This window comes from Mesorhizobium sp. M1142, from assembly GCF_040318565.1.
Taxonomy (GTDB): Bacteria; Pseudomonadota; Alphaproteobacteria; order Rhizobiales; family Rhizobiaceae; genus Mesorhizobium.
Genome location: NZ_JAMYMK010000025.1, coordinates 36,214 through 58,818, shown reverse-complemented (window position 1 = coordinate 58,818; position 22,605 = coordinate 36,214). Strand labels below are relative to the sequence as shown.

Annotated in this window: 23 protein-coding genes; 6 read left to right on the top strand and 17 right to left on the bottom strand. The window is 62.5% G+C overall.

Annotated features, from left to right (window positions below; translation table 11 throughout):
* Positions 1-311: 311 nt before the first annotated feature.
* Positions 312-1,220, top strand: a complete 909-nt coding sequence (locus NKH42_RS28005) for a DMT family transporter (RefSeq protein WP_352689582.1) — start codon at positions 312-314, stop codon at positions 1,218-1,220.
* Positions 1,221-1,415: 195 nt separating this feature from the next.
* Here the strand turns inward: NKH42_RS28005 and NKH42_RS28000 are convergent, their stop codons facing one another.
* Entirely contained in the window at positions 1,416-2,270 is an 855-nt protein-coding gene (locus NKH42_RS28000) for a LysR substrate-binding domain-containing protein (RefSeq protein ID WP_352508535.1), read from the bottom strand.
* Between the two features lie 113 nt (positions 2,271-2,383).
* Here NKH42_RS28000 and NKH42_RS27995 point away from each other — a divergent pair, with 113 nt between their 5' ends.
* Positions 2,384-2,791 carry a tautomerase family protein gene (locus tag NKH42_RS27995; RefSeq protein WP_352479219.1) on the top strand — a complete coding sequence of 136 codons (408 nt, stop codon included), beginning with the start codon at positions 2,384-2,386 and terminating at the stop codon, positions 2,789-2,791.
* 139 nt (positions 2,792-2,930) lie between these two features.
* Complete coding sequence (locus tag NKH42_RS27990; protein ID WP_352508544.1) at positions 2,931-5,153, top strand: AMP-binding protein; 2,223 nt, start codon at positions 2,931-2,933, stop codon at positions 5,151-5,153.
* 118 nt (positions 5,154-5,271) lie between these two features.
* Here the strand turns inward: NKH42_RS27990 and NKH42_RS27985 are convergent, their stop codons facing one another.
* The 4 genes from NKH42_RS27985 to NKH42_RS27970 form a co-directional block, all read right to left on the bottom strand.
* Positions 5,272-5,535: a hypothetical protein gene (locus NKH42_RS27985; RefSeq protein WP_352508534.1), complete on the bottom strand. Its 264-nt coding sequence runs from the start codon at positions 5,533-5,535 to the stop codon at positions 5,272-5,274.
* Positions 5,536-5,725: 190 nt separating this feature from the next.
* Positions 5,726-6,541 carry a CDP-alcohol phosphatidyltransferase family protein gene (locus NKH42_RS27980; protein ID WP_023677728.1) on the bottom strand — a complete coding sequence of 272 codons (816 nt, stop codon included), beginning with the start codon at positions 6,539-6,541 and terminating at the stop codon, positions 5,726-5,728.
* A 3-nt stretch (positions 6,542-6,544) separates the two neighbouring features.
* Positions 6,545-7,243 (bottom strand): phosphatidylserine decarboxylase, encoded by a 699-nt coding sequence (locus NKH42_RS27975; protein ID WP_352508533.1) that lies wholly within the window; start codon positions 7,241-7,243, stop codon positions 6,545-6,547.
* Positions 7,244-7,376: 133 nt separating this feature from the next.
* A complete protein-coding gene (locus NKH42_RS27970) occupies positions 7,377-8,645 on the bottom strand; it encodes a DMP19 family protein (protein ID WP_352974672.1) in 1,269 nt (422 codons plus the stop codon).
* A gap of 289 nt (positions 8,646-8,934) precedes the next feature.
* On the opposite strand from NKH42_RS27970, the gene NKH42_RS27965 reads away from it, so the two are divergent.
* The gene (locus NKH42_RS27965; protein ID WP_352974670.1) at positions 8,935-9,801 is read left to right on the top strand and encodes an SMP-30/gluconolactonase/LRE family protein; all 867 of its coding nucleotides are present in this window, start codon (positions 8,935-8,937) and stop codon (positions 9,799-9,801) included.
* Positions 9,802-9,806: 5 nt separating this feature from the next.
* Here NKH42_RS27965 and NKH42_RS27960 read toward each other — a convergent pair whose 3' ends face one another.
* The 4 genes from NKH42_RS27960 to NKH42_RS27945 form a co-directional block, all read right to left on the bottom strand.
* A complete protein-coding gene (locus NKH42_RS27960; RefSeq protein ID WP_254820223.1) occupies positions 9,807-10,154 on the bottom strand; it encodes an antibiotic biosynthesis monooxygenase in 348 nt (115 codons plus the stop codon).
* Positions 10,155-10,242: 88 nt separating this feature from the next.
* Positions 10,243-12,129, bottom strand: coding sequence for an ABCB family ABC transporter ATP-binding protein/permease (locus NKH42_RS27955; protein ID WP_352753076.1), 1,887 nt, complete (start codon positions 12,127-12,129; stop codon positions 10,243-10,245).
* A gap of 21 nt (positions 12,130-12,150) precedes the next feature.
* Positions 12,151-12,504, bottom strand: coding sequence for an ArsR/SmtB family transcription factor (locus NKH42_RS27950; protein ID WP_352753098.1), 354 nt, complete (start codon positions 12,502-12,504; stop codon positions 12,151-12,153).
* A gap of 81 nt (positions 12,505-12,585) precedes the next feature.
* Positions 12,586-14,016: a LysM peptidoglycan-binding domain-containing protein gene (locus tag NKH42_RS27945; RefSeq protein WP_352753077.1), complete on the bottom strand. Its 1,431-nt coding sequence runs from the start codon at positions 14,014-14,016 to the stop codon at positions 12,586-12,588.
* 113 nt (positions 14,017-14,129) lie between these two features.
* Here NKH42_RS27945 and NKH42_RS27940 point away from each other — a divergent pair, with 113 nt between their 5' ends.
* Complete coding sequence (locus NKH42_RS27940) at positions 14,130-14,741, top strand: LOG family protein (RefSeq protein WP_352705437.1); 612 nt, start codon at positions 14,130-14,132, stop codon at positions 14,739-14,741.
* A 132-nt stretch (positions 14,742-14,873) separates the two neighbouring features.
* Here NKH42_RS27940 and rarD read toward each other — a convergent pair whose 3' ends face one another.
* The 8 genes from rarD to cysS form a co-directional block, all read right to left on the bottom strand.
* Positions 14,874-15,806, bottom strand: coding sequence for an EamA family transporter RarD (rarD, locus tag NKH42_RS27935; RefSeq protein WP_352753079.1), 933 nt, complete (start codon positions 15,804-15,806; stop codon positions 14,874-14,876).
* Positions 15,807-15,889: 83 nt separating this feature from the next.
* A complete protein-coding gene (gene cimA / locus NKH42_RS27930) occupies positions 15,890-17,512 on the bottom strand; it encodes a citramalate synthase (protein WP_352756415.1) in 1,623 nt (540 codons plus the stop codon).
* Positions 17,509-18,465, bottom strand: a complete 957-nt coding sequence (gene pip, locus NKH42_RS27925; protein WP_352508525.1) for a prolyl aminopeptidase — start codon at positions 18,463-18,465, stop codon at positions 17,509-17,511. The genes cimA and pip overlap by 4 nt, the downstream gene beginning before the upstream one ends.
* Positions 18,462-18,938 carry a GFA family protein gene (locus NKH42_RS27920; protein ID WP_352508524.1) on the bottom strand — a complete coding sequence of 159 codons (477 nt, stop codon included), beginning with the start codon at positions 18,936-18,938 and terminating at the stop codon, positions 18,462-18,464. Before NKH42_RS27920 ends, pip begins: the two co-directional genes overlap by 4 nt.
* The gene (locus NKH42_RS27915; RefSeq protein ID WP_352479207.1) at positions 18,935-19,426 is read right to left on the bottom strand and encodes a GFA family protein; all 492 of its coding nucleotides are present in this window, start codon (positions 19,424-19,426) and stop codon (positions 18,935-18,937) included. Before NKH42_RS27915 ends, NKH42_RS27920 begins: the two co-directional genes overlap by 4 nt.
* Positions 19,427-19,432: 6 nt before the next feature.
* Entirely contained in the window at positions 19,433-19,819 is a 387-nt protein-coding gene (locus tag NKH42_RS27910) for a VOC family protein (protein WP_352753084.1), read from the bottom strand.
* Positions 19,816-20,223, bottom strand: a complete 408-nt coding sequence (locus NKH42_RS27905) for an endonuclease domain-containing protein (RefSeq protein WP_352508541.1) — start codon at positions 20,221-20,223, stop codon at positions 19,816-19,818. The genes NKH42_RS27910 and NKH42_RS27905 overlap by 4 nt, the downstream gene beginning before the upstream one ends.
* Positions 20,224-20,503: 280 nt before the next feature.
* Positions 20,504-22,036, bottom strand: coding sequence for a cysteine--tRNA ligase (cysS, locus tag NKH42_RS27900; protein ID WP_352508522.1), 1,533 nt, complete (start codon positions 22,034-22,036; stop codon positions 20,504-20,506).
* Positions 22,037-22,454: 418 nt separating this feature from the next.
* Here cysS and NKH42_RS27895 point away from each other — a divergent pair, with 418 nt between their 5' ends.
* A complete protein-coding gene (locus tag NKH42_RS27895; RefSeq protein ID WP_352508520.1) occupies positions 22,455-22,604 on the top strand; it encodes a hypothetical protein in 150 nt (49 codons plus the stop codon).
* The last annotated feature ends 1 nt before the right edge of the window (position 22,605 follow it).

Below are 22,605 nucleotides of genomic sequence, written 5' to 3'. Positions count from 1 at the left end.
ACAAGGGGGCGGAGCTCACAAAGACGAGCGAAATCCCTGCGATCCCGCCCCATCCAAACATCCCCGGTTACTGCGCAACAGGCCCGTATAGCCTGACGATACGGGTGCCCGACATCCAACGCCTTCACACCCTCTCTCGCAACACATTCGTAAGGCCGCCGGACATATGGCCGATATCGCCACCCTGGAAACCCGCGAAAGGGTTCTTGCGGGCCTCCTGTTCAACGGCGCTGCCGTCTGCTGTTTCGATGCACGACGCCTCGATCAAGCTGACACTATGGTGTCAGGACGGGGCAGCGTAAGCTGGTAAAATGACGGAATCGCTGGACATGTCAGGCACAGTGGAAAGCGCCCGCGAACGTACCCTCGGCATCATCCTGGTCTCGGCATCGGCGGCCGTCTTCGGCCTCACCGGCGTGCTGACCAAATCGATCCATGCCGACCCGCTGACCATCACCTGCTGGCGCGGCTTCGTCGGCTCGATCCTGATCAGCCTTTATGTGCTATGGCGTCGCCAGCGCTCCGGCGGTCGCGACAGCCTGCGGCTCGGCTGGCGCGGCTGGCTGCTGGCGATCGAGGGCGCGCTCGCCAGCATCGCCTTCATCTCGGCGTTCAAGTTCACCTTTGTCGCCAATGTCGCGATCATCTATGCCACGGCCCCTTTCGTCACCGCGCTGCTTGCCTTCATGCTGGTCCGCGAGCCGTTCCGGCTGCAGACGCTTGCCGCCGCCGCCGTGTCACTGTGCGGTGTGGCGATCATGGTCTGGTCCGGCTTCGGCACCGGCCATCTGTTCGGCGACGGGTTGGCGCTGCTGATGACGATCGGCAGCGCGCTCTACATGATCATGGTGCGGGCCTTCCGCGATACGCCGGTGGTGTGGGCGGGTGCCATGTCGGCGTTCCTCCTGTTCGTGCTCGGCTGGCTCATCACCGATCCGCTGGCCGTCTCGGCCAGGGACGCTGTGCTTCTAGCCACCTTCGGCGCCTCGTTCGCGCTGGCCTCGATCCTGTGGACGGAGGGCACCCGGCTTATTCCGGCGGCCGAGTCAGGATTGCTGGGCTCGGCCGAAGTGCCATTCGCGATCCTGTTTGCCTTCCTGTTCCTCGCGGAGATCCCGCCGGCAGCCAGCATGCTCGGCGGGGCCATCGTGCTTTGCGCGGTGTTCGCTCACGCCGGCCGAGACTGGCTGATGGCCAAGCAGCGCGCAGCGGATGCATGACCAATCCTCGCCGCGTCCGAGGGCGAGTTGGCGGTCCGATCACGAGAAGTCCGTTCCTCAAAATAAATTTGAAAAGTCATGGAACCATCATAGGGCTCAGTCATTATGGCTGCGACGGGCCACCCCAAGTCCCCCCAAACCCCTCGGCCCGTCCTACTCAGAGCCGACCGCAAGGTCGGCTTTTTCTTTGCTGGCTCAGTTGGCCAAGGCCAGGTTGCCGCTGAACAACGCGGCCAGATCCTGCGCTGGTCGATCGGCATCCTCACGCAAGCGGATGGCGAATTCGGCGACCGGCACTGGCGGCAGATCAAGATCGCGCGGCGCCTCGACGATGCCGGAATGAGCGAAGCGCGCAGTCCTCAACGTCAAGGCGATGCCGGCGTGCACTGCCGTGCGCAGGCCGGCAAGGCTGGCACTGCCGGCAGCAATACGGTAGCGACGGCCGGCCGCATCGAGTGTACTGGTCGCCGCTTCGCGAAACCCGCAATGAGGATCGAGCAGTGCCAAGGACAGTTCGTCATGGCGGGTGGCCAGCCCATTCTGTGAGCAAAGCCAGATCATCGGTTCCTTGAGCACGCCGATTTCGTCGCGTGTCGGCACCTGCCGCATGGCAATGGCCAGATCAAGGGCGCCGGCCTGCAAAGCCTGCGCCAGTTCGGCGGAACGGCCGACGCGCAATTCGATCCTGACGCGAGGATGGCTGACAGCGAAAGCCCTGAGAAGCTGCGGCAAGCCGCTGTCGGCGAAGTCCTGCGTGGTGCCGATGGCGACGCGCCCGTCGGCACGCGCCCCTTTGAGGGCCAGCCACGCCTCGCGGTGCGCGGCAAGGATGCGACGCGCGTGGCCGACAAGATCCTCGCCTGCCGGCGTCAGACCGCGTCCTCGCCCCTGCGGTACCAGCAGCGCTTCGCCGACAACATCCTCGAGCCGCTGCATCTGCGCGGTCACTGCGGACGGCGAGCGGCCGACGATCGACGCAGCCCGCGCCAGGGAACCGCCATCGACGAAAGCGAGGAAAGTCTTGAGGAGGTCGGGATCGAACACCTGCATAATTCGATATTATCAAAGTGTTTATCAAAAACAATTCGATTTTTTTGATTTAATAATGATGGCACGATTTTTTGGACGGCGAGAAACGCCGCTTGAAGCCGAGGAGAAGAAACATGCCGATCATCAATGTCAGCGTTACCGGCAAACCCGATGCCGGTTTGTCAGCCGCCATTGCCAAGGAGGTAACCGAACTGACGGCCATGCATCTGCGCAAAGACGCAACGATTACAGCTGTTGCCATTTCCTATCACGACCCCGAGCACTGGTTCGCCGGCGGCAAGTCGCTGGCCGAGCATGGCGCCAACACGGCTTGGCTCGACATCAAGGTTGTCGACGGCACCAACACCAAGCTCGAGCTGGAGGCGTATCTGCAGGCAATTTTTGCCGCATTCGGCCGGCTTCTGGGCAAGGTGCATGAGGAAAGCTACGCCCTCGTGCATGAAGTACCTGCGGCGGCCTATGGCTTTGGCGGCAAAACGCAGGAATTCCGCTTCATCAGCGGAAGGATGAAAGCGGCGTAGCTGCGATAGGCAGCCGAATCCAGTGATGACAGGAGAAAAGGAAAATGGAGCCGCATTGACGTTGATCCAACTTCGGCTAGGTTCTCACCCGAAGCGGCCACTGAAGAGCCGTGACGTGAGATTGTTGGGAGATGCGGCGATGATCCTGACACTGGCGCTGCTTGCGGGTCTTGTCGCGGAGTGGCTGCTGATCGGCGTGGTGGAGACGTTCCGCCTCGGCCTGCGTTTGAGCCAGGCGCTGCTCTACGTGCCGTTCAAGCTCGCCTACCGGATCAGCGACGAGCGCATCAAGATTGCCCGCAAGTCGGCGGCCCCGGTCATCTACGTCGTTTGGCATCAGTCACGCATCGAGCCGGCGCTGATGCTGTCGCTGCTGCCGGAGGACACGCTGCACATCCTCGACCAGGCTTCGGCCAGGTCGCCGTGGCTGGAGCCGTGGCGTGAGCTCGGCCGCACCATCGCCTTCAACGCCGAGCATGTCTTCGTCAGCCGCAGATTGGTGCGGGTGCTGAAGGGCAAGGGCCGGCTCGCCGTTTACCTGCCGGATGCGGTCGAGCCCGACGTCAAGTCGTTTCGGTTGTTTCGCGCCATCACCCGTATCGCCATGCAGGCCGACGCGCGCATCGTGCCGATCTTCGTTGCCGGCGCACGCAGCCTGCCGGCTTCACTGACGCCAGCGGACAAGGCGCCCCGCCACTGGTTTCCGCAGCTGTCGATCAGCGTGCTGGAGCCGATGACCATTGCCGAGTTGGTGGCGCGGAATCCTGATCAGGCCTCCAACACAAATGCGTTGTTCGATCGCTTCGCTGAGGCCAGGCTTTTCGGCAACGATCTCGATCGCGGCCTGTTTCTTGCCATGCGCGATGCCGCCGACCGGGTTGGCGCTTCCCATCCAATTGTCGAGGACGTCATTGGTGGCGCGCTGAGCTACCGGAAAATGTTCATCGGCGCCAGGGTTTTGGGCCACCGCTTCGAGGCAATAACAGCGCCGGGCGAAGCGGTTGGGCTGCTCCTGCCCAACGCTAATGGCGTCGTGCTGTCGTTCGTCGGACTTTTGTCGGCTGCGCGGGTGGCAGCAATGATCAACTATACCGCCGGCCCGGCCAGCGTCACCGCCGCCGTCCGCACGGCGATGATCCGCACCGTGGTCTCCTCACGCGCGTTTGTCGAAAAGGCCAACCTCGCCGACATCGTCGAGGCGGTGGAAAAGGGCGGGGCGAAACTGTTGTGGCTGGAGGATGTCCGCGCAAGCGTGACCGTGCTGGACAAGGCCGCAGCCGCCTTGCTGTGGCGCTGGCCGCTGCAGCGCCAGGATGCGGCCAAGCCGGCGGTGATCCTGTTCACCTCCGGCTCGGAAGGCACGCCCAAGGCAGTGGTGCTGTCGCACCGGAACCTTCTTGCCAATGCGATGCAGGCGGAAGCCCGCATCACCATCTCGCCTGCCGACATCCTGCTAAACGTGCTGCCGGTGTTCCACTCGTTCGGGTTGACCGGCGGCACCATCCTGCCGCTGGTCACCGGAGTAAAGCTGTTCCTCTACCCGTCACCGCTCCACTACAAACTTATTCCGGAGGTGGCGCGCAAGGTCCGGCCAACGGTGATGTTCGGCACCGACACGTTCCTCGCCAACTATGCCCGCACCGCCAAGGACGGCGATTTTTCCAGCCTGCGCTTCGTCGTCGCCGGTGCCGAGGCGGTGAAGCCGGAGACGCGCCGGGTGTACCGCGAGCGCTTCCAGGCCGAGATCATCGAAGGTTTTGGCTTGACCGAGGCCGCACCGGTGGTTGCCGTCAACACCGCCATCCACGGCCGCGACGGAACGGTCGGGCGGCTGCTGCCGGCCATGCGCATGAAACTCGAACCGGTCGAAGGCATCAGCGACGCCGGCCGGCTGTGGCTCGACGGGCCGAACCTGATGATGGGCTACATGACCGCCGATAGGCCGGGCGAGCTGCAGCCGCTCGAAGGCTGGCACGACACCGGCGATATCGTTTCGGTCGATCGCGAAGGCTTCATCACCATTCGCGGCCGCGCCAAGCGCTTCGCCAAGATAGCCGGCGAGATGGTATCGCTTGGTGCGGTCGAGATGCTGGTGCAGTCGCTGTGGCCGGAAGAACATCACGCCGTGGTGGCAGTGCCGGACAAGCGGCGCGGCGAGCGCCTCGTTCTGGTCACCACCGCCGACAATGCGGATCCCGACGAATTGCGCGAATTCGGCAAAAAAGCCGGGGCGGCCGAACTGATGGTGCCGAACGACATCGTCAAGGTCGAAGAGATCCCGGTGCTGGGCTCCGGCAAGACCGACTATGTCTCGACTAGAAAGCTGGCGCTCGAGAGGCTGGGACTGAGCGCAGCCGCCTGAGGTTTGCTGTCGAAACTCCAAAGCGCGTCGCGTTTGACCGGCCTTGTGCGACGCGCTTAGATTCTTGCTTTTGTATGCCGTTATCGCAAAACCGCTGCACATTTTTGCGCGACATCCATTAGAAGACCACTACCGACAACAGCAGAATGATGCCGACGGCCATCATCAGCAGGCCCGGCCAGTTCTGCGACAGGCCGAGAAAACGGAGCCCGCGTCGTCGCGGCTCCAGAGTCGGACCTGGTGTTGCGAGATTGGGCGTCGGACTATCCGGCGCGGCGGAGACAGCGGCCGGCTCACTAAGCCGCCCGCGCATGATGGCCGCAACCGCCATATAGACGAGGCCGGCGACAGTCAGTAACGCGCCGATGAGGATGACAGCCATTTCTCCTCGTTTCCGATGGTTTGCGCCCGATGCGGCAGCTTGCGCGACGTTGACGATGTATCACGACCCGCCGCTCAAACGGACCTACCAACACAAACGATCTGGCCGCCCAGCAAGTTCCGAAAACGGGTTTTTGAGCTGCGTTCCACAGCGCCGCGTGCTCTGCGAGCCGCTCCCAAGTCAAAATCCGTCAGCCAATGTCCGACGACGGCACCTTCTCGCCTTCGCGCTTGGCGCGTCTCGAATAGGCGCGCACGCTGAACGGCAAGAAGACCAGGTAGCCGGCAACCGAGGCCGTCAGCGTATACCAGGGATAGGTCATCAAAAGCAGGACGTAGAGAACGACTGCGAGAATGATCGGCAGCACCCTGTCGCCCGGTATCCTGACGCTCTTGCCGGAATAGACGGGCAATCTGCTGACCAGCAGGAACGCCACCAATATTGTAAAGCCGGTGGCAATGAAGGCCGCCAGGCGGCTGGGTTCAAGCCCAAGCCTGAGGAAGAACAGATAGAGCGGCAGCATCACCAACACCGCACCCGCCGGCGCCGGCACGCCGACGAAATATTCGGTCTGCCACTGCGGACGGTCGAGCTCTTCGTCGAGCACGTTGAAACGGGCAAGCCTCATCCCACAGGCGATGGTGAACAGCAGTGCGGCGATCCAGCCCGGCGAACCTGCCCTATCGAGCAGAAAGGCATAGAGCACCAGCGCCGGTGCCACGCCGAAATTGACGATATCGGCCAGCGAATCCATCTGGGCGCCGAATTTGGAAGTCGCCTTCAGCATTCGCGCCAGACGGCCGTCGATACCATCAAGGAAGGCGGCGAGCAGCACCATCACCACCGCTGGCTCGAAGCGGCCTTCGAAGCCGAAGCGAATACCGGACAGGCCAGCGCAGATGGCAAGCACCGTGACCAGATTGGGCAGCACCATGCGCATCGGGATTTCGCGAATGCGCGGGCCACCGCCGCCATGCGCCTCGAATTTCTTGAACGGCGGCGCCACCGGTCAGGAGACCCGCACGAGCGGCGTTGCAGCAACGCCGCCGAATTCCGCCAGCACCGTCTCACCGCCAACCGCGGTCTGGCCGACGGCGACACGCGGCGTCGCGGTCGAGGGCAGGAATACATCGACGCGCGAGCCAAAGCGGATCAGCCCGAAGCGCTCGCCGGTGCCGATGGCGCCGCCGGGCTCGGCCCAGCAGACGATGCGCCGCGCCACCAGGCCGGCAATCTGCACCGCGGCGACCGTTCCATTGGGGCTTTCGATGACCAGCCCGTTGCGCTCGTTCTCGGTGCTTGCCTTGTCGAGTTCGGCGTTGAGGAATTTTCCTGGCCGATGCTCGATCCTGGAAATGCGGCCACGCACCGGAGAGCGGTTAACGTGGCAGGAAAAGACGTTCATGAATACCGAGATGCGGGTCATTTCGCCGCCGCCGAGGCCAAGCTCGCGCGGCGGCACGGCCGGGCCAACCGCCGAGACGATGCCGTCGGCCGGGCTGACAACCAGCCGCTCGTCGATCGGCGTGACACGCTCGGGATCGCGGAAGAAATAGGCGCACCAGGCTGTCAGGATGAGACCGATCCAGAACAGGGTCGAGGAGAAATAGCCAAGAAAGAGCGTCGCCGCGCCGAACGCAGCGATAAAGGGATAACCCTCGCGATGGATCGGAACGAACGCATTCTTGATCGTGTCAACGAGGCTCATGGGATCAGGACAACCTTGGTTCCAAGTCCGGCCTCAATAGCGGAAACACCCCGCGGTCGCAACGCGACAATGGGGGCGGTTGAGGGTTTGGCGGTCGCGCCGCCGTCTCTCAGAACGACCAAGCGAAATCCACTCAGGCACCCGCTGCCGCCGCTTGGTCGAAATACTCGTCGAGCTCGCGCCGATCGGCCTCCGCCAGGCTCTCTTCGTGGCTGCCGCGCAGCTCGGCGCCGTTCGGGGTCGACTGGAGGAAGAATACGTGCCCGTCGGCCATAACCACCCAGTTCACAACCGTGTCGCCTTCCCTGGCCACGACCGAGTTCGCCGAGACAATTGCTTCGGTCGGATCGAACCCGGCCCTGCGTAGCAAGAGGTCGACAGCGACCGGCGCATGATAGGCTGCGGCCAATTCGAGCACCGTTTCTATTGCCTGCTCTTCAACACGGGCAAGTCTCTTGCCGACGCGCGGGGCGCCGGCAGCGAATGGATTCTCGCCCGGACGCGCGACGTACGAATCCTTCGGGGCGATATATTCATAGACGGCCGCATGCGTGGGCGTGGCGACGGCTAGACGCGGCTCCTTGGCATTGGTGCGCAGCTGAAAAGCCAACAGTTTTTCGCCCTCGACGTCCAGCACCCTTGCCATGCCGAGCGCCAGCTTGACCTCGGGCCTAGGCGCCTCGGCGCATGCAAGGCCGACGCCGACATCACGCCAGCCCGTCATTTGATTGACCAGCTTGCCAACAGAACGATGGAGTAGCCTCGGCTGGCGCCGGGGATTGGTCACGGCCAGCTGATGAATGGCTTCTCGGTAGTCGGCATCCTCAACGATTGCGAGTTCAGGCCACGAGTTTATCCAGCGCGCCGATAGAGCGAGCATCGATGCGGCCTGATCGGCTTGGTAGAATAGACGGTCGAGAGTACTGAGCTTATCGTCAGTACCTCCTTCGAAGCCTGTCTGTTCCTCAGTCTCCTCGGGGTGCTCCGCGACCCAGGCAGCCATTTGGTCCAAAGTCGCCAGTTGTCCGTGCGCGCCCATCTCAGCGAGGGCGGTGCGTGCGTCGGCAATGACGGTGTCGAGTTCTTCGCCAGAATTATAGATGAACTGGCTATGGCCGCCATTGTTGACCTCAGCCAAATAGTCATCGGCATGACAGGCCTGCATTGCCTTGGGGCTGATTTCCGTGGAACGGTAAAGGCCTTGCGAGACCATGGCTTCGACGAATTCTCTGACGGCTACAATGAGACCGAAAGGATTGTCGGCCGCGTCTTCCACGACTGAGCGCGGCACGATCACCGAAGATGATGGCTTGCCTGGGAATGACTGTTTGGACCGAGTCGGTGAAATGGTCGCTGATCGCTGAAATTTCTTCTTAGCCCAGCGGGAAAATCTTTCAAACACGCCAAACGCCCTTCCTGCTTGCCACTACAGGATTCTGCGGGCCAACGTGATTCTTGCATTTGACTTTCTCGTCCGCAAGCACCGGCCGGTTATACTTCATTGAAGAAGGATGAGTGGAGGCGCACGGCGCATCGCGCGGTTCCGTGCGGCTACTCAGGTCAAATATAAACGACGCCGTCGCCATCCTCATTTGTCGGAACGCAGCACTCTCGCCCGTCCTTGGCAAGACAGCGCCTCTCATCGGCCTTTCGGCCTTGACGATTTGCGCAAACTCGGAGGTTCTCGGCCCATGCAGAAATCAGCAGCTAGGCAAGTGCAAGTGGTGATGAACGGCTTGGCCTTCGGCGAGTCACCGCGCTGGCACGATGGCCGGCTGTGGTTCTGCAACTGGGGTACGGGCCAGATCATCGCCGTTGACGCCCTAGGCAACAGTGAGATCGTGCTCACCGTGCCGGCCACCCTGCCCTATTCCATTGACTGGCTGCCGGACGGGCGCCTGCTTGTCGTGTCCGGCCGCGAAGGGCTGATCCTCAGGCAGGAGGTAGACAGGACATTGGTCACCCATGCCGATCTGAGACAACTATCAAAGAGCCCGTGGAACGAGATCGTCGTCGATGGACGCGGCAACATCTATGTCAATGGTGGTGGGCCTGCTCCGGGTCCCGGCCAGCATTTCGGCCCCGGCGCCATCGTGCTGGTAGCGCCTGACGGCTCGGTTCGGCAGGTGGCTGAGAACCTCGCCTTCGCCAATGGCATGGCGGTGACGCCTGACAATAAGACGCTTATCGTTGCCGAGTCCCACGCCAACCGGCTGACCGCCTTCGACATCGCTGCCGATGGCGGCCTTTCCAACCGCAGGATCTGGGCCAATCTCGGCAACGGTTTTCCCGACGGCATCTGCCTCGATGCCGAAGGTGCGGCCTGGTATGCCGATGTTCCGAACAGGCATTGCGTACGGGTGCGCGAGGGTGGCGCGATGCTCGAAAGCGTCGACGTCGACCGCGGCTGCTTTGCCTGCATGCTCGGCGGCAGCGAGGGAAAAACGCTGTTCATCGTCGCCGCCGAATGGCGCGGCTTCGAACATATGATCAGCGATGCCGGTAGCGGCCAGGTGCTCAGCGTCGACGCTACTGCGCCGCGCGCCGGCTGGCCATAGAGAGCTTACATCCCGGGAATCCGCTGATAGTTGGCAATATCGGCCTTGACGCCAAGTCGTGCAATGGTCTCCTGAGGATTGAAGCCGCTGCGCTCATGCGCAGCCTTGATGATCGGCACGACCTTGTCGACAGCGGCCTGCCCTTCCCATTCGACAATGGTCACGAGGTTGAACTCGCCCGGCCCCGAGAATTGCTCAAGCAGGAAATCCTGGACGAACCCTTGCTGCTGGCGCAGCAATTCATGCGTCATCCGGACCTTGGCAAGAATCTCCTCGCGGGCGTTGGCCGGAACGACAAACTTGTCCACCCGGAATACGCTGCCGCCGCTAACTGCCTGATTTATCCCATTCATGTCGATTGTCTCCGTTTTGAACGACGTATCTTGCTGCGATCCAAAACGGCCTACGATCTCAACTTAAGTTGAGGTCAAGCACAAATTTTCAGCTCACCTCCGAGGTGCGGCGGCGGACGACGACGCCGAACTCGTCGCTTTCGCGGGCAATGCGTAGCCGCTCCTCGGCCTCGCTTGCCTCGCGCTGGCGGTCCCACATCGATGCATAAAGGCCGCGCTTGGCCATCAAGGCGGCATGGGTGCCGCGCTCGGCGATCTGGCCGTCCTGCAGGACGATGATTTCGTCGGCGGAAATCACTGTAGACAGCCGATGGGCGATGACGAGGGTGGTGCGGCCCTGGCTGACCAGGTCGAGTGCCGCCTGGATCTCCTGCTCGGTGTGGCTGTCCAGCGCCGAAGTCGCCTCGTCGAGCATCAGGATCGGCGGAGCCTTCAAGATGGTGCGGGCAATCGCCACCCGCTGCTTCTCGCCGCCGGACAGTTTCAGCCCGCGCTCGCCCACCATTGAGCGATAGCCGTCTGGCAGCCGCTCGATGAACGGTCCGATCTGGGCCAGTTCTGCCGCCTTGCGCACATCCTCCTCGCTGGCGCCGATGCGGCCGTAGCGGATGTTGTAGGCAATGGTGTCGTTAAACAGCACCGTGTCCTGCGGCACCATGCCGATGGCGGCGCGCAAGCTCTCCTGCGTCACGTCGCGAATGTCCTGGCCGTCGATCAGAACCTTGCCGCGCTGAATGTCGTAGAAACGAAACAGGAGCCGCGAAATGGTCGACTTTCCGGCTCCGGAGGGGCCGACGATGGCCACCGTCTTGCCGGCCGGCACCTCGAAGCTGATGCCCTTCAGGATCTTGCGGTTGGGGTCGTAGGAAAAATGTACGTCGCGGAACTCGACCCTGCCGGCATCGACGACCAGTGGCTTGGCGCCCGGCCGATCGACGATCTCGCGCTTGACGTCGAGCAGATCGAACATGTTTTCGATGTCGGTCAGGCCCTGGCGAATTTCGCGGTAGATCATACCGATGAAATTCAGCGGCACCGAAAGCTGCATGAGCATGGCGTTGACGAAGACGAAATCGCCGACGCTCTGTGTGCCTGCCTTCACCTCGAGCGCCGACATCACCATGACGACGGTCATGCCGATGCCGAAGATCACGCCTTGGCCGAAGTTCAGCCAACCAAGCGAGGTCCAGGTCCTGGTCGCAGCGACCTCATAGCGCGCCGTGGAACGGTCGAAGCGCTCGGCCTCCATGGCTTCGTTGTTGAAATATTTGACTGTTTCGTAGTTGAGCAGCGAATCGATCGCCTTCGTGCTGGCTTCATTGTCGCTGTCGTTCATCTCGCGGCGGATCGAAATACGCCAATCGCTCGCCCTGACGGTGAACCAGACATAGAGCCAGACCGTGACCGCGATCACCAAGACGTACAGCCAGCCATAGGTGACGGCGAAGATGCCGGCGGTGAGCGCGAATTCGACGATCGTCGGCGCAGTCGCCAGCATGGTGAAGCGGACGATCGTCTCGATGCCCTTGGTGCCGCGCTCGATGACGCGCGACAGTCCGCCGGTGCGCCGTTCGAGGTGGAAGCGCAGCGACAGTTCGTGCATGTGCACGAAGGTGCGGAAGGCGAGCCGGCGCACGGCATGCTGGCCGACACGTGCAAACAGGGCGTCGCGCAACTGGTTGAAGCCGAGTTGCACCAGCCGCACGGCATTGTATGCGACGACCAGCATGACCGGCGCCAGCAGAAAGGCCGGCAGCGGCGGCGGCGATTTGCTATCGCCGGCCAGTGCGTCGGTCGCCCATTTGAAGAAATAGGGTCCGGCCACCAGGGTCAGCTTGGCGACGACCAGCAGCACGGTGGCCCACACCACCCGGGCCCTCAGGTCGGCGCGGTCGGCCGGCCACATATAGGGCCAGAGATTGCGCAACGTTCTGAAGGTCGAGCCGGAATCGGCGGAAACGGTTTTCTCGGCCATTCTTGTTTACCTTTTATAATCTTAGCGGCCGGAGCAGCAGGAATCGACCAGCGCGGCCAGCGATGCCGAAACATCGGCGAGCGCGGCGCGGTCGAGCTCATAGCGCGAGCGCTGGCGGTCAGGCTCGAAGCGGATCAGCCCGGCCTCGACCAGGATCTTCAAATGCTGGGAAACGGTGGACTGCGCCAGATCGAGATGCTCGACGACCTCGCGACAGCAGCAGGAACGGCTGGCGGAAAGGTGTTTGAGAATTTCGATCCGCGCCGGATGCGAAAGGGCCGCGAGCCGGACAGCGACAGCGCGGCTATCCGGCGTGCATTTGGCCGGCGTGCAGTTGGCCGGCGCGCGTTCATCTGCCGCCCGGCGTCGGTCCATTACGGGGGGAGATTCGATCATCGTGCATCGGCGATAAACGATGACTGGTCCTGTCGCAAGCTATCCTGATGGGCAGAACGGCTACTCGGTCTTGACTGGCGCCGTCGTCATCTGGTCGCCCATTGCCTTGAGATCGGCGGGTTCGCCTTCCTTCGATTTCTCCGGCACCTTGAACACCTGTCCCGGCCAGATGCGGTTCGGATTGCTGATCTGGTCCTGGTTGGCGAGATAGATGGTCGAGTAGCGCATGCCCTGGCCATAGACTCGCCGCGAAATTCGCCACAGCGTGTCATGGCGGCGGATAATGACTGCGCCATCGGCATGTTCGAGCTTAGGAGCGACGGTCTCGGGAGTCTCGCCCGGAGGTGTTGCGACGGCCATTTCGGCCGGAGCCTCGGTGGCAGGAGTGGGGGTGGTTGCCGGAGTTTCGGCGGCTGTTGCCGGTGTAGTCGGCGCGGCTTCGGTCGCTGGCGCATTCGGCTCGGCCGGTTTTGTCCCGGCAGGCTTCGGCCCGGCCGGTGCCACGGCGGCAACCGCCTCGCCTGGCTCGCGCTCGAACGGCACGGCGGCACGGGCCACCACCCTCACGCCGTCGGCGTCGAGCGCGTCGACATGGATGGTGTAGGTGCCGACCGGGATGTCACGTGTCGCTTCGACCAGGAAGTGGCGGTCGGGCGAGGTCTTCGCGTCGCCGAGCAGGATATCGTTGGCATAGGCGCGCACCTTGCGGCCGGGATCAGTGACGCCGGCAATGAAAATCTTGTTGCCGTCGATTTCGACGGCTTCGACGACGATCTTGGGCTCCGCCGCGGGAGCAGCAGGCGCTGCCGGTGTGGCGGGCGCCACCGGAGCCGGTGCGGCTTCAATGGCGGCCGGCGCGGCGGCGGCCGGCAGTTCGGTGCCAGTGGCAGGCAGCGCGGCATCAGATTTTGCCTCAGGGGCCGGAACAGTGAGCAGTTCGGACGGCTTGCCCGGCTCCTCGACCATTGCCAGCACTTGGCCGGTGGAATTCTGGGGGATCGAAACGACGGCGGTCTGCGCCGAGGCGGTCACGACATTGCCAGCCGTCGAGCGCAGCGTGATCGTGTAGTCGCCGGGCTTCAGCGGATCGTCGAGAATAATGGCAAAGGCGCCGTCGGGACCGGCGACCGTCGAGCCGAGCACAGTCGAACCGTTGAGAATCTCGACCTTGGCGTTGGGCGCCGCATTGCCGGCGACGACGACCGAGCCGTTGCTTTCGACGCGCACGATGTCGAAGGTCGGCACGATTGCACCTGCTGCGGTCGGCGCAGCGGGCGCTGCCGCATCGGTGGAGGCCGCGGGCGCAGGCGGCAGCCGCCCCTCGGTCGCCGGAGCGACCGGTTTCGAAGCCGGCGGCGTCAGCGCCGCGACCTCCGCAGGCCGGGTAGAATTGAGATACGGGTCGAGCGCGCCCGATAGATAGGCGGTTCCCGCCGCGGCGACAGAGCCGCCAGCCGCGAACAAAAACGCCTTCAACGGATTAATTGCCATGTTTCCCTGCCCCTTAGCCACCTAATTTGGTCTAGCCTGTTTTACCAAATCCGACAAGAAAAAGCCCGCCCCAGGGCTTGACCATGCCAATAGTCCCTATCACCAATTATAACATGAACACGATTCGATCTGTCTGCGTCTATTGCGGCTCGTCCCCGGGCCGAGATGAAACCTATATCAAGGCCGGACACCTGCTTGGCCGCTCGATCGCCAAGTCCGGCCTGCGTCTGATTTATGGCGGCGGCACTAAAGGTATCATGGGTGCCGTCGCTGAAGGGACATTAAAGGCCGGCGGCAAGGTAACGGGCATCATTCCACGTTTTCTGATCAACCGGGAGGCGACCGAAACCGCGCTTAACCGGCTCGACGAGCTCGTCATCACCGACAATATGCATGAGCGCAAACATAGGATGTTCGAGAAATCCGACGCCTTTGTGGCGTTGCCCGGCGGCATCGGCACGGTCGAGGAGATCGTCGAGATCATGACTTGGGCCCAACTCGGCCACCACCGCAAGCCGATCGTCTTCGGTAACGTCGGAGGGTTCTGGGATCCGATGCTAGCGCTGCTCGACCACATGGCAACGGAAGGCTTCATCCACACGGCGCAACGGGTAAAGCCGCTGGTGGTCGAGGATCCGGAAGCAATCGTCGCCGCCATCATGGTGGCGGGATCGTCCGTCGACGCTCCGACGGAGGGCGTACAGTCGGTGATTGATAAGATGTAGAGTGAACAGTGAATAGTGAAACACAAGACGTTCCAGACCGCGCCTGTCTATCCACTACTGATTATTCACTATTCACTCCTTTCCCTACTGCCTTCCTTAAATCCGCAATGACGGGCCAACCGCCTTTCTTCGTTACGCGGCTCGAGCTGATGCGGAAACGGTCTTGCGCACCGAAGAAAACATCGACCAGGAGTACATCGCCAGTGCTGCCCAGATCAGCCCGAAGGCTATGGCCTGAACACTGCCGAAGGGTTCGCCGAAAATCAGCACCGCGATCAAAAAGACGATGGTCGGCGCGATATATTGCATGATGCCGATGGTGGAGAGGCGCAGCAGCCTGGCGCCGAACGCAAACAACAGCAGCGGCACGGCGGTGACCGGCCCGCAGCCGATCAGCAAGGCGGTGTCGTTCAACGAGCTGGAGACGAAATGATCCTGTCCTGTGGCGATCAGGAAGACGATGTAGCCGAGCGCCGGCACCGACAGCAGCAGCACTTCAAGCAGGAAGCCCTGGCTCGGGCCGATTGGCAGCGTCTTGCGGAAGAAGGCATAGGCGGCAAAGGAAAAGGCCAGCACCAGCGACACCCAAGGCAGCTTGCCGGCGTCGATGGTCAGTACCGCGACGGCGATTGCCGCGAGCACCACCGCCACGACCTGCAGGCGGTCGAGCCGTTCGCCGAGCAGCAGCGCGCCGACAACGACGCTGACCAGCGGGTTGATGTAGTAGCCAAGCGCGGTCTCGATGGTGCGGTCGACCGCGATCGCCCAGACATAGATGCCCCAGTTGACCGAGATCAGCGCTGCGGTCAGCACGGCCATCGAAATGATGCGCGGCGAACGAACTGCCGCTTTGAAATCGGCAGTCCTGCCTGCCCAGACCAGGACAGCGGCGGCGATCGGCACTGACCAGACGATGCGGTGGGCGATGACTTCGGCCAGCGGCAGATGCGCGACAGCCTTCATGTAGAAGGGCAGCAGCCCCCAAAGGAGGTAGGCGCCAAGCGCCAGCAGAAAACCGCGACGAGCTTTGGTGTCGGCTTCGATTTGCATTGCTTGGGCGGTCATGGCCCAACGCTATGCGCCAGCCGCCCTGTCAAAACCATCGCAAATTTCTGATGGATCAATGGAGTCTCGCTGATGGTTCAACGCTACTCCGCCGCCGCCAATCCCGCCATGTCGCGGTTCTTCATCAGCTTGTAGACGATCGAATCCATCAGCGCCTGGAACGAAGCATCGATGATGTTTTCGGAGACGCCGACCGTCCACCAGCGCGCGCCGGTGCCGTCATGGGATTCGATCAGCACGCGGGTGATCGCCTCGGTGCCGCCATTGAGGATACGCACCTTGAAGTCGGCCAGCTCGAGATCGGCGATCTCGCTCTGGAATTTGCCGAGATCCTTGCGCAGCGCAATGTCGAGCGCGTTGACCGGGCCATGGCCTTCGGCGACCGACATCTTCTCCTCGCCCTCGACCAGCACTTTCACAATCGCCTCCGAGACCGTCTTCAGCTGGCCGTTGGCGTCGAAGCGGCGCTCGACCATGCAGCGGAACGAGGTGACGCGGAAGAATTCCGGCAGGCCATGCAGCATCTTGCGCGCCAGAAGCTCAAAGCTGGCGTCGGCGCCTTCGTAAGCGTAACCCTCCGCCTCACGTTCCTTGACCACGGCGATCAGAGCGTCGAGGCGATGGTCATCCCGGGGCACGTCGATGCCGCGCCGCTTCAGCTCGGCGAGGAAATTGGCCTTCCCACCTTGGTCCGAAACCATGACGCGGCGGCGGTTGCCGACAGTCTCTGGCGGCACATGCTCGTAGGTCGCCGGCTCCTTGGCCAGCGCCGAGGCATGGATGCCGGCCTTGGTGGCGAAAGCGGAGGCACCGACATAGGGCGCCTGCGCTTCGGGCGCGCGGTTCAGCAACTCGTCGAAGGCGCGGGACAGACGCGATATACCGGTCAACTTCTCTGCCGAAATGCCTGTAGCAAAGCGGCCCGAAAAGGCCGGCTTCAGCGCCAATGTCGGCACGATCGAGATCAGGTTGGCGTTGCCGCAGCGCTCGCCGATGCCATTCAGCGTGCCCTGGATCTGGCGCACGCCGGCCTCCACGGCGGCAAGCGAATTCGCCACCGCCTGGCCGGTGTCCTCATGGGCGTGGATGCCGAGATGGTCGCCTGGTATGCCGGCGGCGATCACCCTTTCGACGATGGCGCGCACCTCAGAGGGCTGGGTGCCGCCATTGGTGTCGCACAGAACCACCCAGCGCGCGCCGGCTTCATAAGCCGTTCTGGCGCAGGCCAGCGCATAATCGGGGTTGGCCTTAAAGCCATCGAAGAAATGCTCGCAGTCGACCATCGCCTCCTTGCCGGCAGTGAGCGCCGCCTCGACCGAGGTCTTGATCGCCTCGAGGTTCTCCTCATTGGTGCAGCCGAGCGCGACGCGGACGTGGTAGTCCCAGCTCTTGGCGACGAAGCAGATGGCATCAGATTTGGATTGGATCAGCGTCGTGAGGCCGGGGTCGTTCGAAGCCGACACGCCTGCCCGCTTGGTCATGCCGAAAGCAACGAATTTGGCATCGGCCGTGCGGCGCTCGGCAAAGAAGGCGGTGTCGGTTGGATTGGCGCCGGGGTAGCCGCCCTCGACGTAGTCGATGCCGAACGCGTCCAGCAGCTTGGCGATGGCGATCTTGTCCTCGACGGAAAAGTCGATACCCGGCGTCTGCTGACCATCGCGCAGCGTGGTGTCGAACAGATAAAGGCGCTCGCGAGCCATGGTCATTTCCCGGCAAACATGTCCGTTGCGCGGATCAGCCTGTCGAGGATGCCCGGCTCCGAATAGGCGTGGCCGGCGCCTTCGATCAGATGGAAGTCCGCTTTCGGCCACGCCTTGTGCAGCGCCCAGGCATAGCGCGCCGGGCACGGCATGTCGTAGCGGCCGTGAACGATGGTACCCGGGATATCCTTAAGCTTCCATGCATCGCGCAGCAGCTGTCCCTCTTCCAGCCAGCCGGCATGGACGAAATAGTGGTTCTCGATGCGGGCGAAAGCCAGGGCATAATCATCCTGGCCGAAGGGACCGCTGGTTTCCGGTTCCGGCAGCAGCGTGATCGTCTCGCCCTCCCACAGGCTCCAGGCGCAGGCGGCCTCGACCCGCGCCACAGGATCGTTGCCGACCAGCCGTTTGCGGTAGGCGGCCATCATGTCGGCGCGCTCAGCCTCCGGAATGGGTGCCAAAAACCGCTCCCACTTGTCGGGGAACATCTCCGAGACGCCGAACTGGTAGTACCATTCGAGTTCGGCGCGGGTCAGCGTGTAGATGCCGCGCACGACCAGTTCGCTGACCTGCTCGGGGTGGGTCTCGGCATAGGCCAGCGCCAACGTCGAACCCCACGAGCCGCCGAACACCAGCCATTTGTCGAAGCCGCACATTTTTCGCAGGCGCTCGATGTCGGCGACCAGGTGCCAGGTGGTGTTGGCTTCGAGCGACGCATTGGGCGTCGATTTTCCGCAGCCGCGCTGGTCGAACAGAACGAGGTCGTAGAGCTTCGGGTCGAACAGCCGCCGGTGCTTTGGCGAAATGGTGCCGCCCGGCCCGCCATGCAGGAATATAGCCGGCTTGGCCCCCTTGGTGCCGGAGCGCTCCCAATAGACCTGATGGCCATCGCCAACGTCGAGCATGCCGGACTCGAAGGCCTCGATCTCGGGATAGAGGGTACGGAATTCGCTGCTCATAATTTCAGGCCCTGCTGCGGCCAGTTGGCCGTCTCGTGATCGGGATGCTGGAAGGAGATGATGGATTCCTGTCGCGCGTAGAAATCCGGGTCGTCGTGGATCGGTGCGTCGAAGATCGTCTCGACCCAAGGCAGCCTGGCGGCGTAGTTGACCTGGATCTGCGGCGCCAGATCGGAACGGTCGTCGAAGGCGCCGATGGCGATCTCCAGCGCGCCGGGCTGGCGGTAGGTCAGCGGTGTGCCGCAGCGGGCGCAGAAGCCGCGATCGATGTTGACCGACGACTGAAAGTAACTCGGCTCCTCGCGCACCCATTCGACGCCGTCGCTCGGCACTGTCACCAGCGCGCCGAAAAACGACCCGAACTGTTTCTGGCACATGCCGCAATGACAAATGGACGGGCGGCCGAGCGCCCCGTGGATGCGGAAGCGCACGGCGCCGCACTGGCAGCCACCGGTACGAACGGTTTCGGTCATGATTTTTCCTCCGGCGGCCATTGTTCGGTGTCGTGGTCGGGATGTTGGTAGGAGACGAGGTCGGCGAGATAGGAGGCAGACGAGACGTCGGCCATCGTTTCCTCACCGGGCAATTCGTGAACATGATCCACATAGGGGAGCTTGGCTTCGACACCCCATTGGATCGTCGGCGCAATCTCCTCGGGGTGGTCGAATGCGGCGATGGCGAGCGCCACGCCATCGGGCGCTTCGAAGGTCAGCGGCGTGCCGCATTCGGCGCAGAAACCGCGCAAAGCCGCGTTGGACGAGCGGAAGCGTTTGGGCTCACCGCGCGTCCAGTCCAGCCTAGCGCCGCGCACCGAGACCAGCGGCAGGTAGAAATTGCCGCTCGCCTTCTGGCACATGCGGCAATGGCAGACGGAAGCATCGCCGAGCGTGCCTTCGACGCGGAAGCGCACGGCGCCGCACTGGCAGCCGCCTGTATACACCGGTCTGTTGTCGAGGCTCATCGCGCACTACTCCGGAGCATGGCAGACCGCCTCGACATTGTTGCCGTCGGGGTCGAGGACGAAGGCGCCATAATAGTTCGGATGGTAGTGCGGGCGCAGGCCAGGCCCGCCATTGTCTTTGCCGCCGGCGGCGATTGCCGCGGCGTGAAAGGCATCGACCTCGGCGCGGCTGCGCGCGGTGAAAGCGACATGCTGATGATGCTTCGACTTGTCCTTGCCGGCGTGCAGCCAAAACACCGGCCGGTCGCGGCCGTAGCCGCCGACCTTGGCGCCGCCGGTATATTCCTGCGGCACCATGTACAGCAGCGAGGCGCCGAGCGGCGCCATCGCCCTGTCGCAAAAAGCCTTCGACGCGTCGAAATCCGAAACGGTGATGCCGAGATGATCGATCATGGAACTACCTCCGTTGCTGGCTGGCCTGCCAACACGTCGGCGCCAGTCAGGCCGGCCACGATCACGATGTGCTGGCAGACATTGTCAATATCGCGAACGACGTCGTCGTTCCAAAAGCGCAGGATGGTCCAGCCGCTGGCATTCAAGTACGCGCTTCGTGCCTCGTCACGCTGGACGCTTTCGGGATCCGCGTGCTGGCTGCCGTCAACCTCAATGATCAAGCTGTGTGTCGAGCAAGCAAAGTCGATGATGTAAGGTCCGATCGGCACCTGCCGGCGAAAGCTCATCCCCATCAGCCGATGGGCGCGCAATTCGTTCCAAAGCTTCAACTCGGCATCGGTCATGCCACGGCGCAGAGATTTTGCATTCTTTCGCTGACGCGATGGAACGAGGTCGTGACCCATCAAGCACCCTCGCCTTCGCGATTGGCGAAATCATCGACGACAGCCAATCTCCCCCCTTGCGGGGGAGATGTCCGGCAGGACAGAGGGGGGTACTGTCCCTCCGGCCTGTCAACCGATGGCAGCCACGCCCTCAAGCAGGTTCCGGGGTGCGAATGGGTTACGTCGAAAGTCGGCGATCCTTCCCACCCCCCTCTGTCCTGCCGGACATCTCCCCCGCAAGGGGGGAGATCGGCCATCACAAAAGCCTTCGCCAGCCTTGCACACATTTCGACCTCCACCCTCACCGCTTTACCTCCCAGGTGGTGATGCGGGCGCCGGTGACCGGGTCCTTTCCGTCCTTCAATTGCACGCCTTGCGCCAGAAGCTCGTCGCGGATGCGGTCGGCCTCGGCCCAGTTCTTTTCGCGAATAAGACCGAGTCTTTCGTCTATACGCGCTCTGATACGATCCTTGGTGGGACCAACAGAGCCGTATGAGTCGAGGGTGTCGTCCTCCTCCTGAATGCTTGCGTGGGCGACGGCCTTGGTCTCAGTCACAGCTGGGACGCCACGTAAGAATTCATCTGGGGTGTGCTGCATAAGACCCAGAAGTTTTAGACCAGCCAAGACTCGGCCCGCATCATCCCCAGCTCCGTACGCAGATGAAGAAGCGGTGCGGAACGCATCGTATGTCTGCAAATCGTCGAGCAGATGCTCCAATATTCGAGGTTCCGGTGTGATTGGGTTCACGGGCCAGATTTCATCAAATCGACGGTAGAGTTTCGTAAGCAGCCTTTCCGCCTCTTCCAGCTTGCGCACGGAAAAGTCGATCGGCTCGCGATAATGCGTCATCAGCATCGCCAGCCTGAGCACCTCGCCCGGCCATTTGCGGCCGCCAAAGGTATCCGTCTCCAGCAATTCGGTGATCGAATAGAAATTGCCCAGGCTCTTGGACATCTTCTGCCCTTCGACCTGCAGGAAACCGTTGTGCATCCAAACCTTGGCCATCGTTTCGGTGCCGTGGGCGCAACGCGATTGCGCGATCTCGTTCTCGTGGTGCGGAAAGATCAGGTCGAGACCACCGCCATGGATGTCGAACACCTCGCCGAGATAGGCGGCCGACATCGCCGAGCACTCGATGTGCCAGCCCGGCCGACCCCTGCCCCACGGGCTGTCCCAGCCCGGCTCCTCGGGCGAAGACAATTTCCACAGCACGAAATCCTGCGGGTTCTTCTTATGCGCATCGACGGCGACGCGGGCGCCGGCCTGCTGCTCATCGAGATTGCGCTTCGACAACTGCCCATAATCCGGCATGGAAGCGGTGTCGAACAAGACTTCTCCAGCCGCGACATAGGCATGGCCGCCTTCGATCAAGCGTTGAATCAAGAAGATCATGTCGACTTTGCCGTCGGGCCTGGGCTCGACGAACTCGGTGGCGCGCGGCTCGACCGTCGGTTCCAGGCAACCGAGCGCCGCAACGTCCTTGTGGAACTGACCGGCGGTCTTTTCGGTGACCCGCCTGATCGCTTCGTTCAGCGACAGCTTGCCCGATGCAATCTCGCCGCCGAAATCGCGCAGCGCGCGAGCGTTGATCTTGTCGTCGACGTCCGTAATGTTGCGGACATAAGTGACGTGCGCTTGCCCGTAGAGATGCCGTAGCAAACGGAACAGCACGTCGAAGACGATCACCGGCCGCGCATTGCCGATATGGGCGAAGTCATAGACCGTCGGGCCGCAGACATACATGCGCACGTTGCGCGGATCGATCGGGAAGAAATCCTCCTTGCTCCGCGTTAGCGTGTTGTAGAGGCGCAGGCTCTTCGATGCGTCAGACATACGTGCGTTCCCGGTGCGTTACTTTGGTTGAGCATGATCTTTGGGATCGTGCTCTGGATGAAGCCAGTTACGCCGAGGCGCAAATCGGGCTCCAGCCTGCTGGCCGGGGCGTTTGTCCAATCTTGGAGGAGATGAGGCGAAAACGTCCAGGACCAGCGCGAGGCTAGCCGATAATGCAAATGCCACAAATGGCGAAAGGCGTTTTCATGGCCGGCTTTATCGCCTTGCCCGGTGTTGCCGTCAAGTCGCTACCTTCGCCAAAAATATCGTTGGATCACAGGAAATGCGGCACTGAAACATTTTATTAAACATGTCGGCACTGTCATGAAACATTCGCCGGCTAGATCAGCAAGCGTCACGATTTGGTCGGATTCGGCCAGCAAACGCAGACACGAAGACGTTACTAGGGAAGAGAAGAATGCCCAAGCAGGAACCCAGCCGTGCCAAGCAACCGGCGCTCGACAGCTATTACCGAGCGATCGGCCCGGCAGCAATCGTCGCCGCTCTTCTGCACACCGCGAAGAAGAAGAAGCCGGCACAGAAGATCGTCTCGCCGCGCGCTGCCTGAG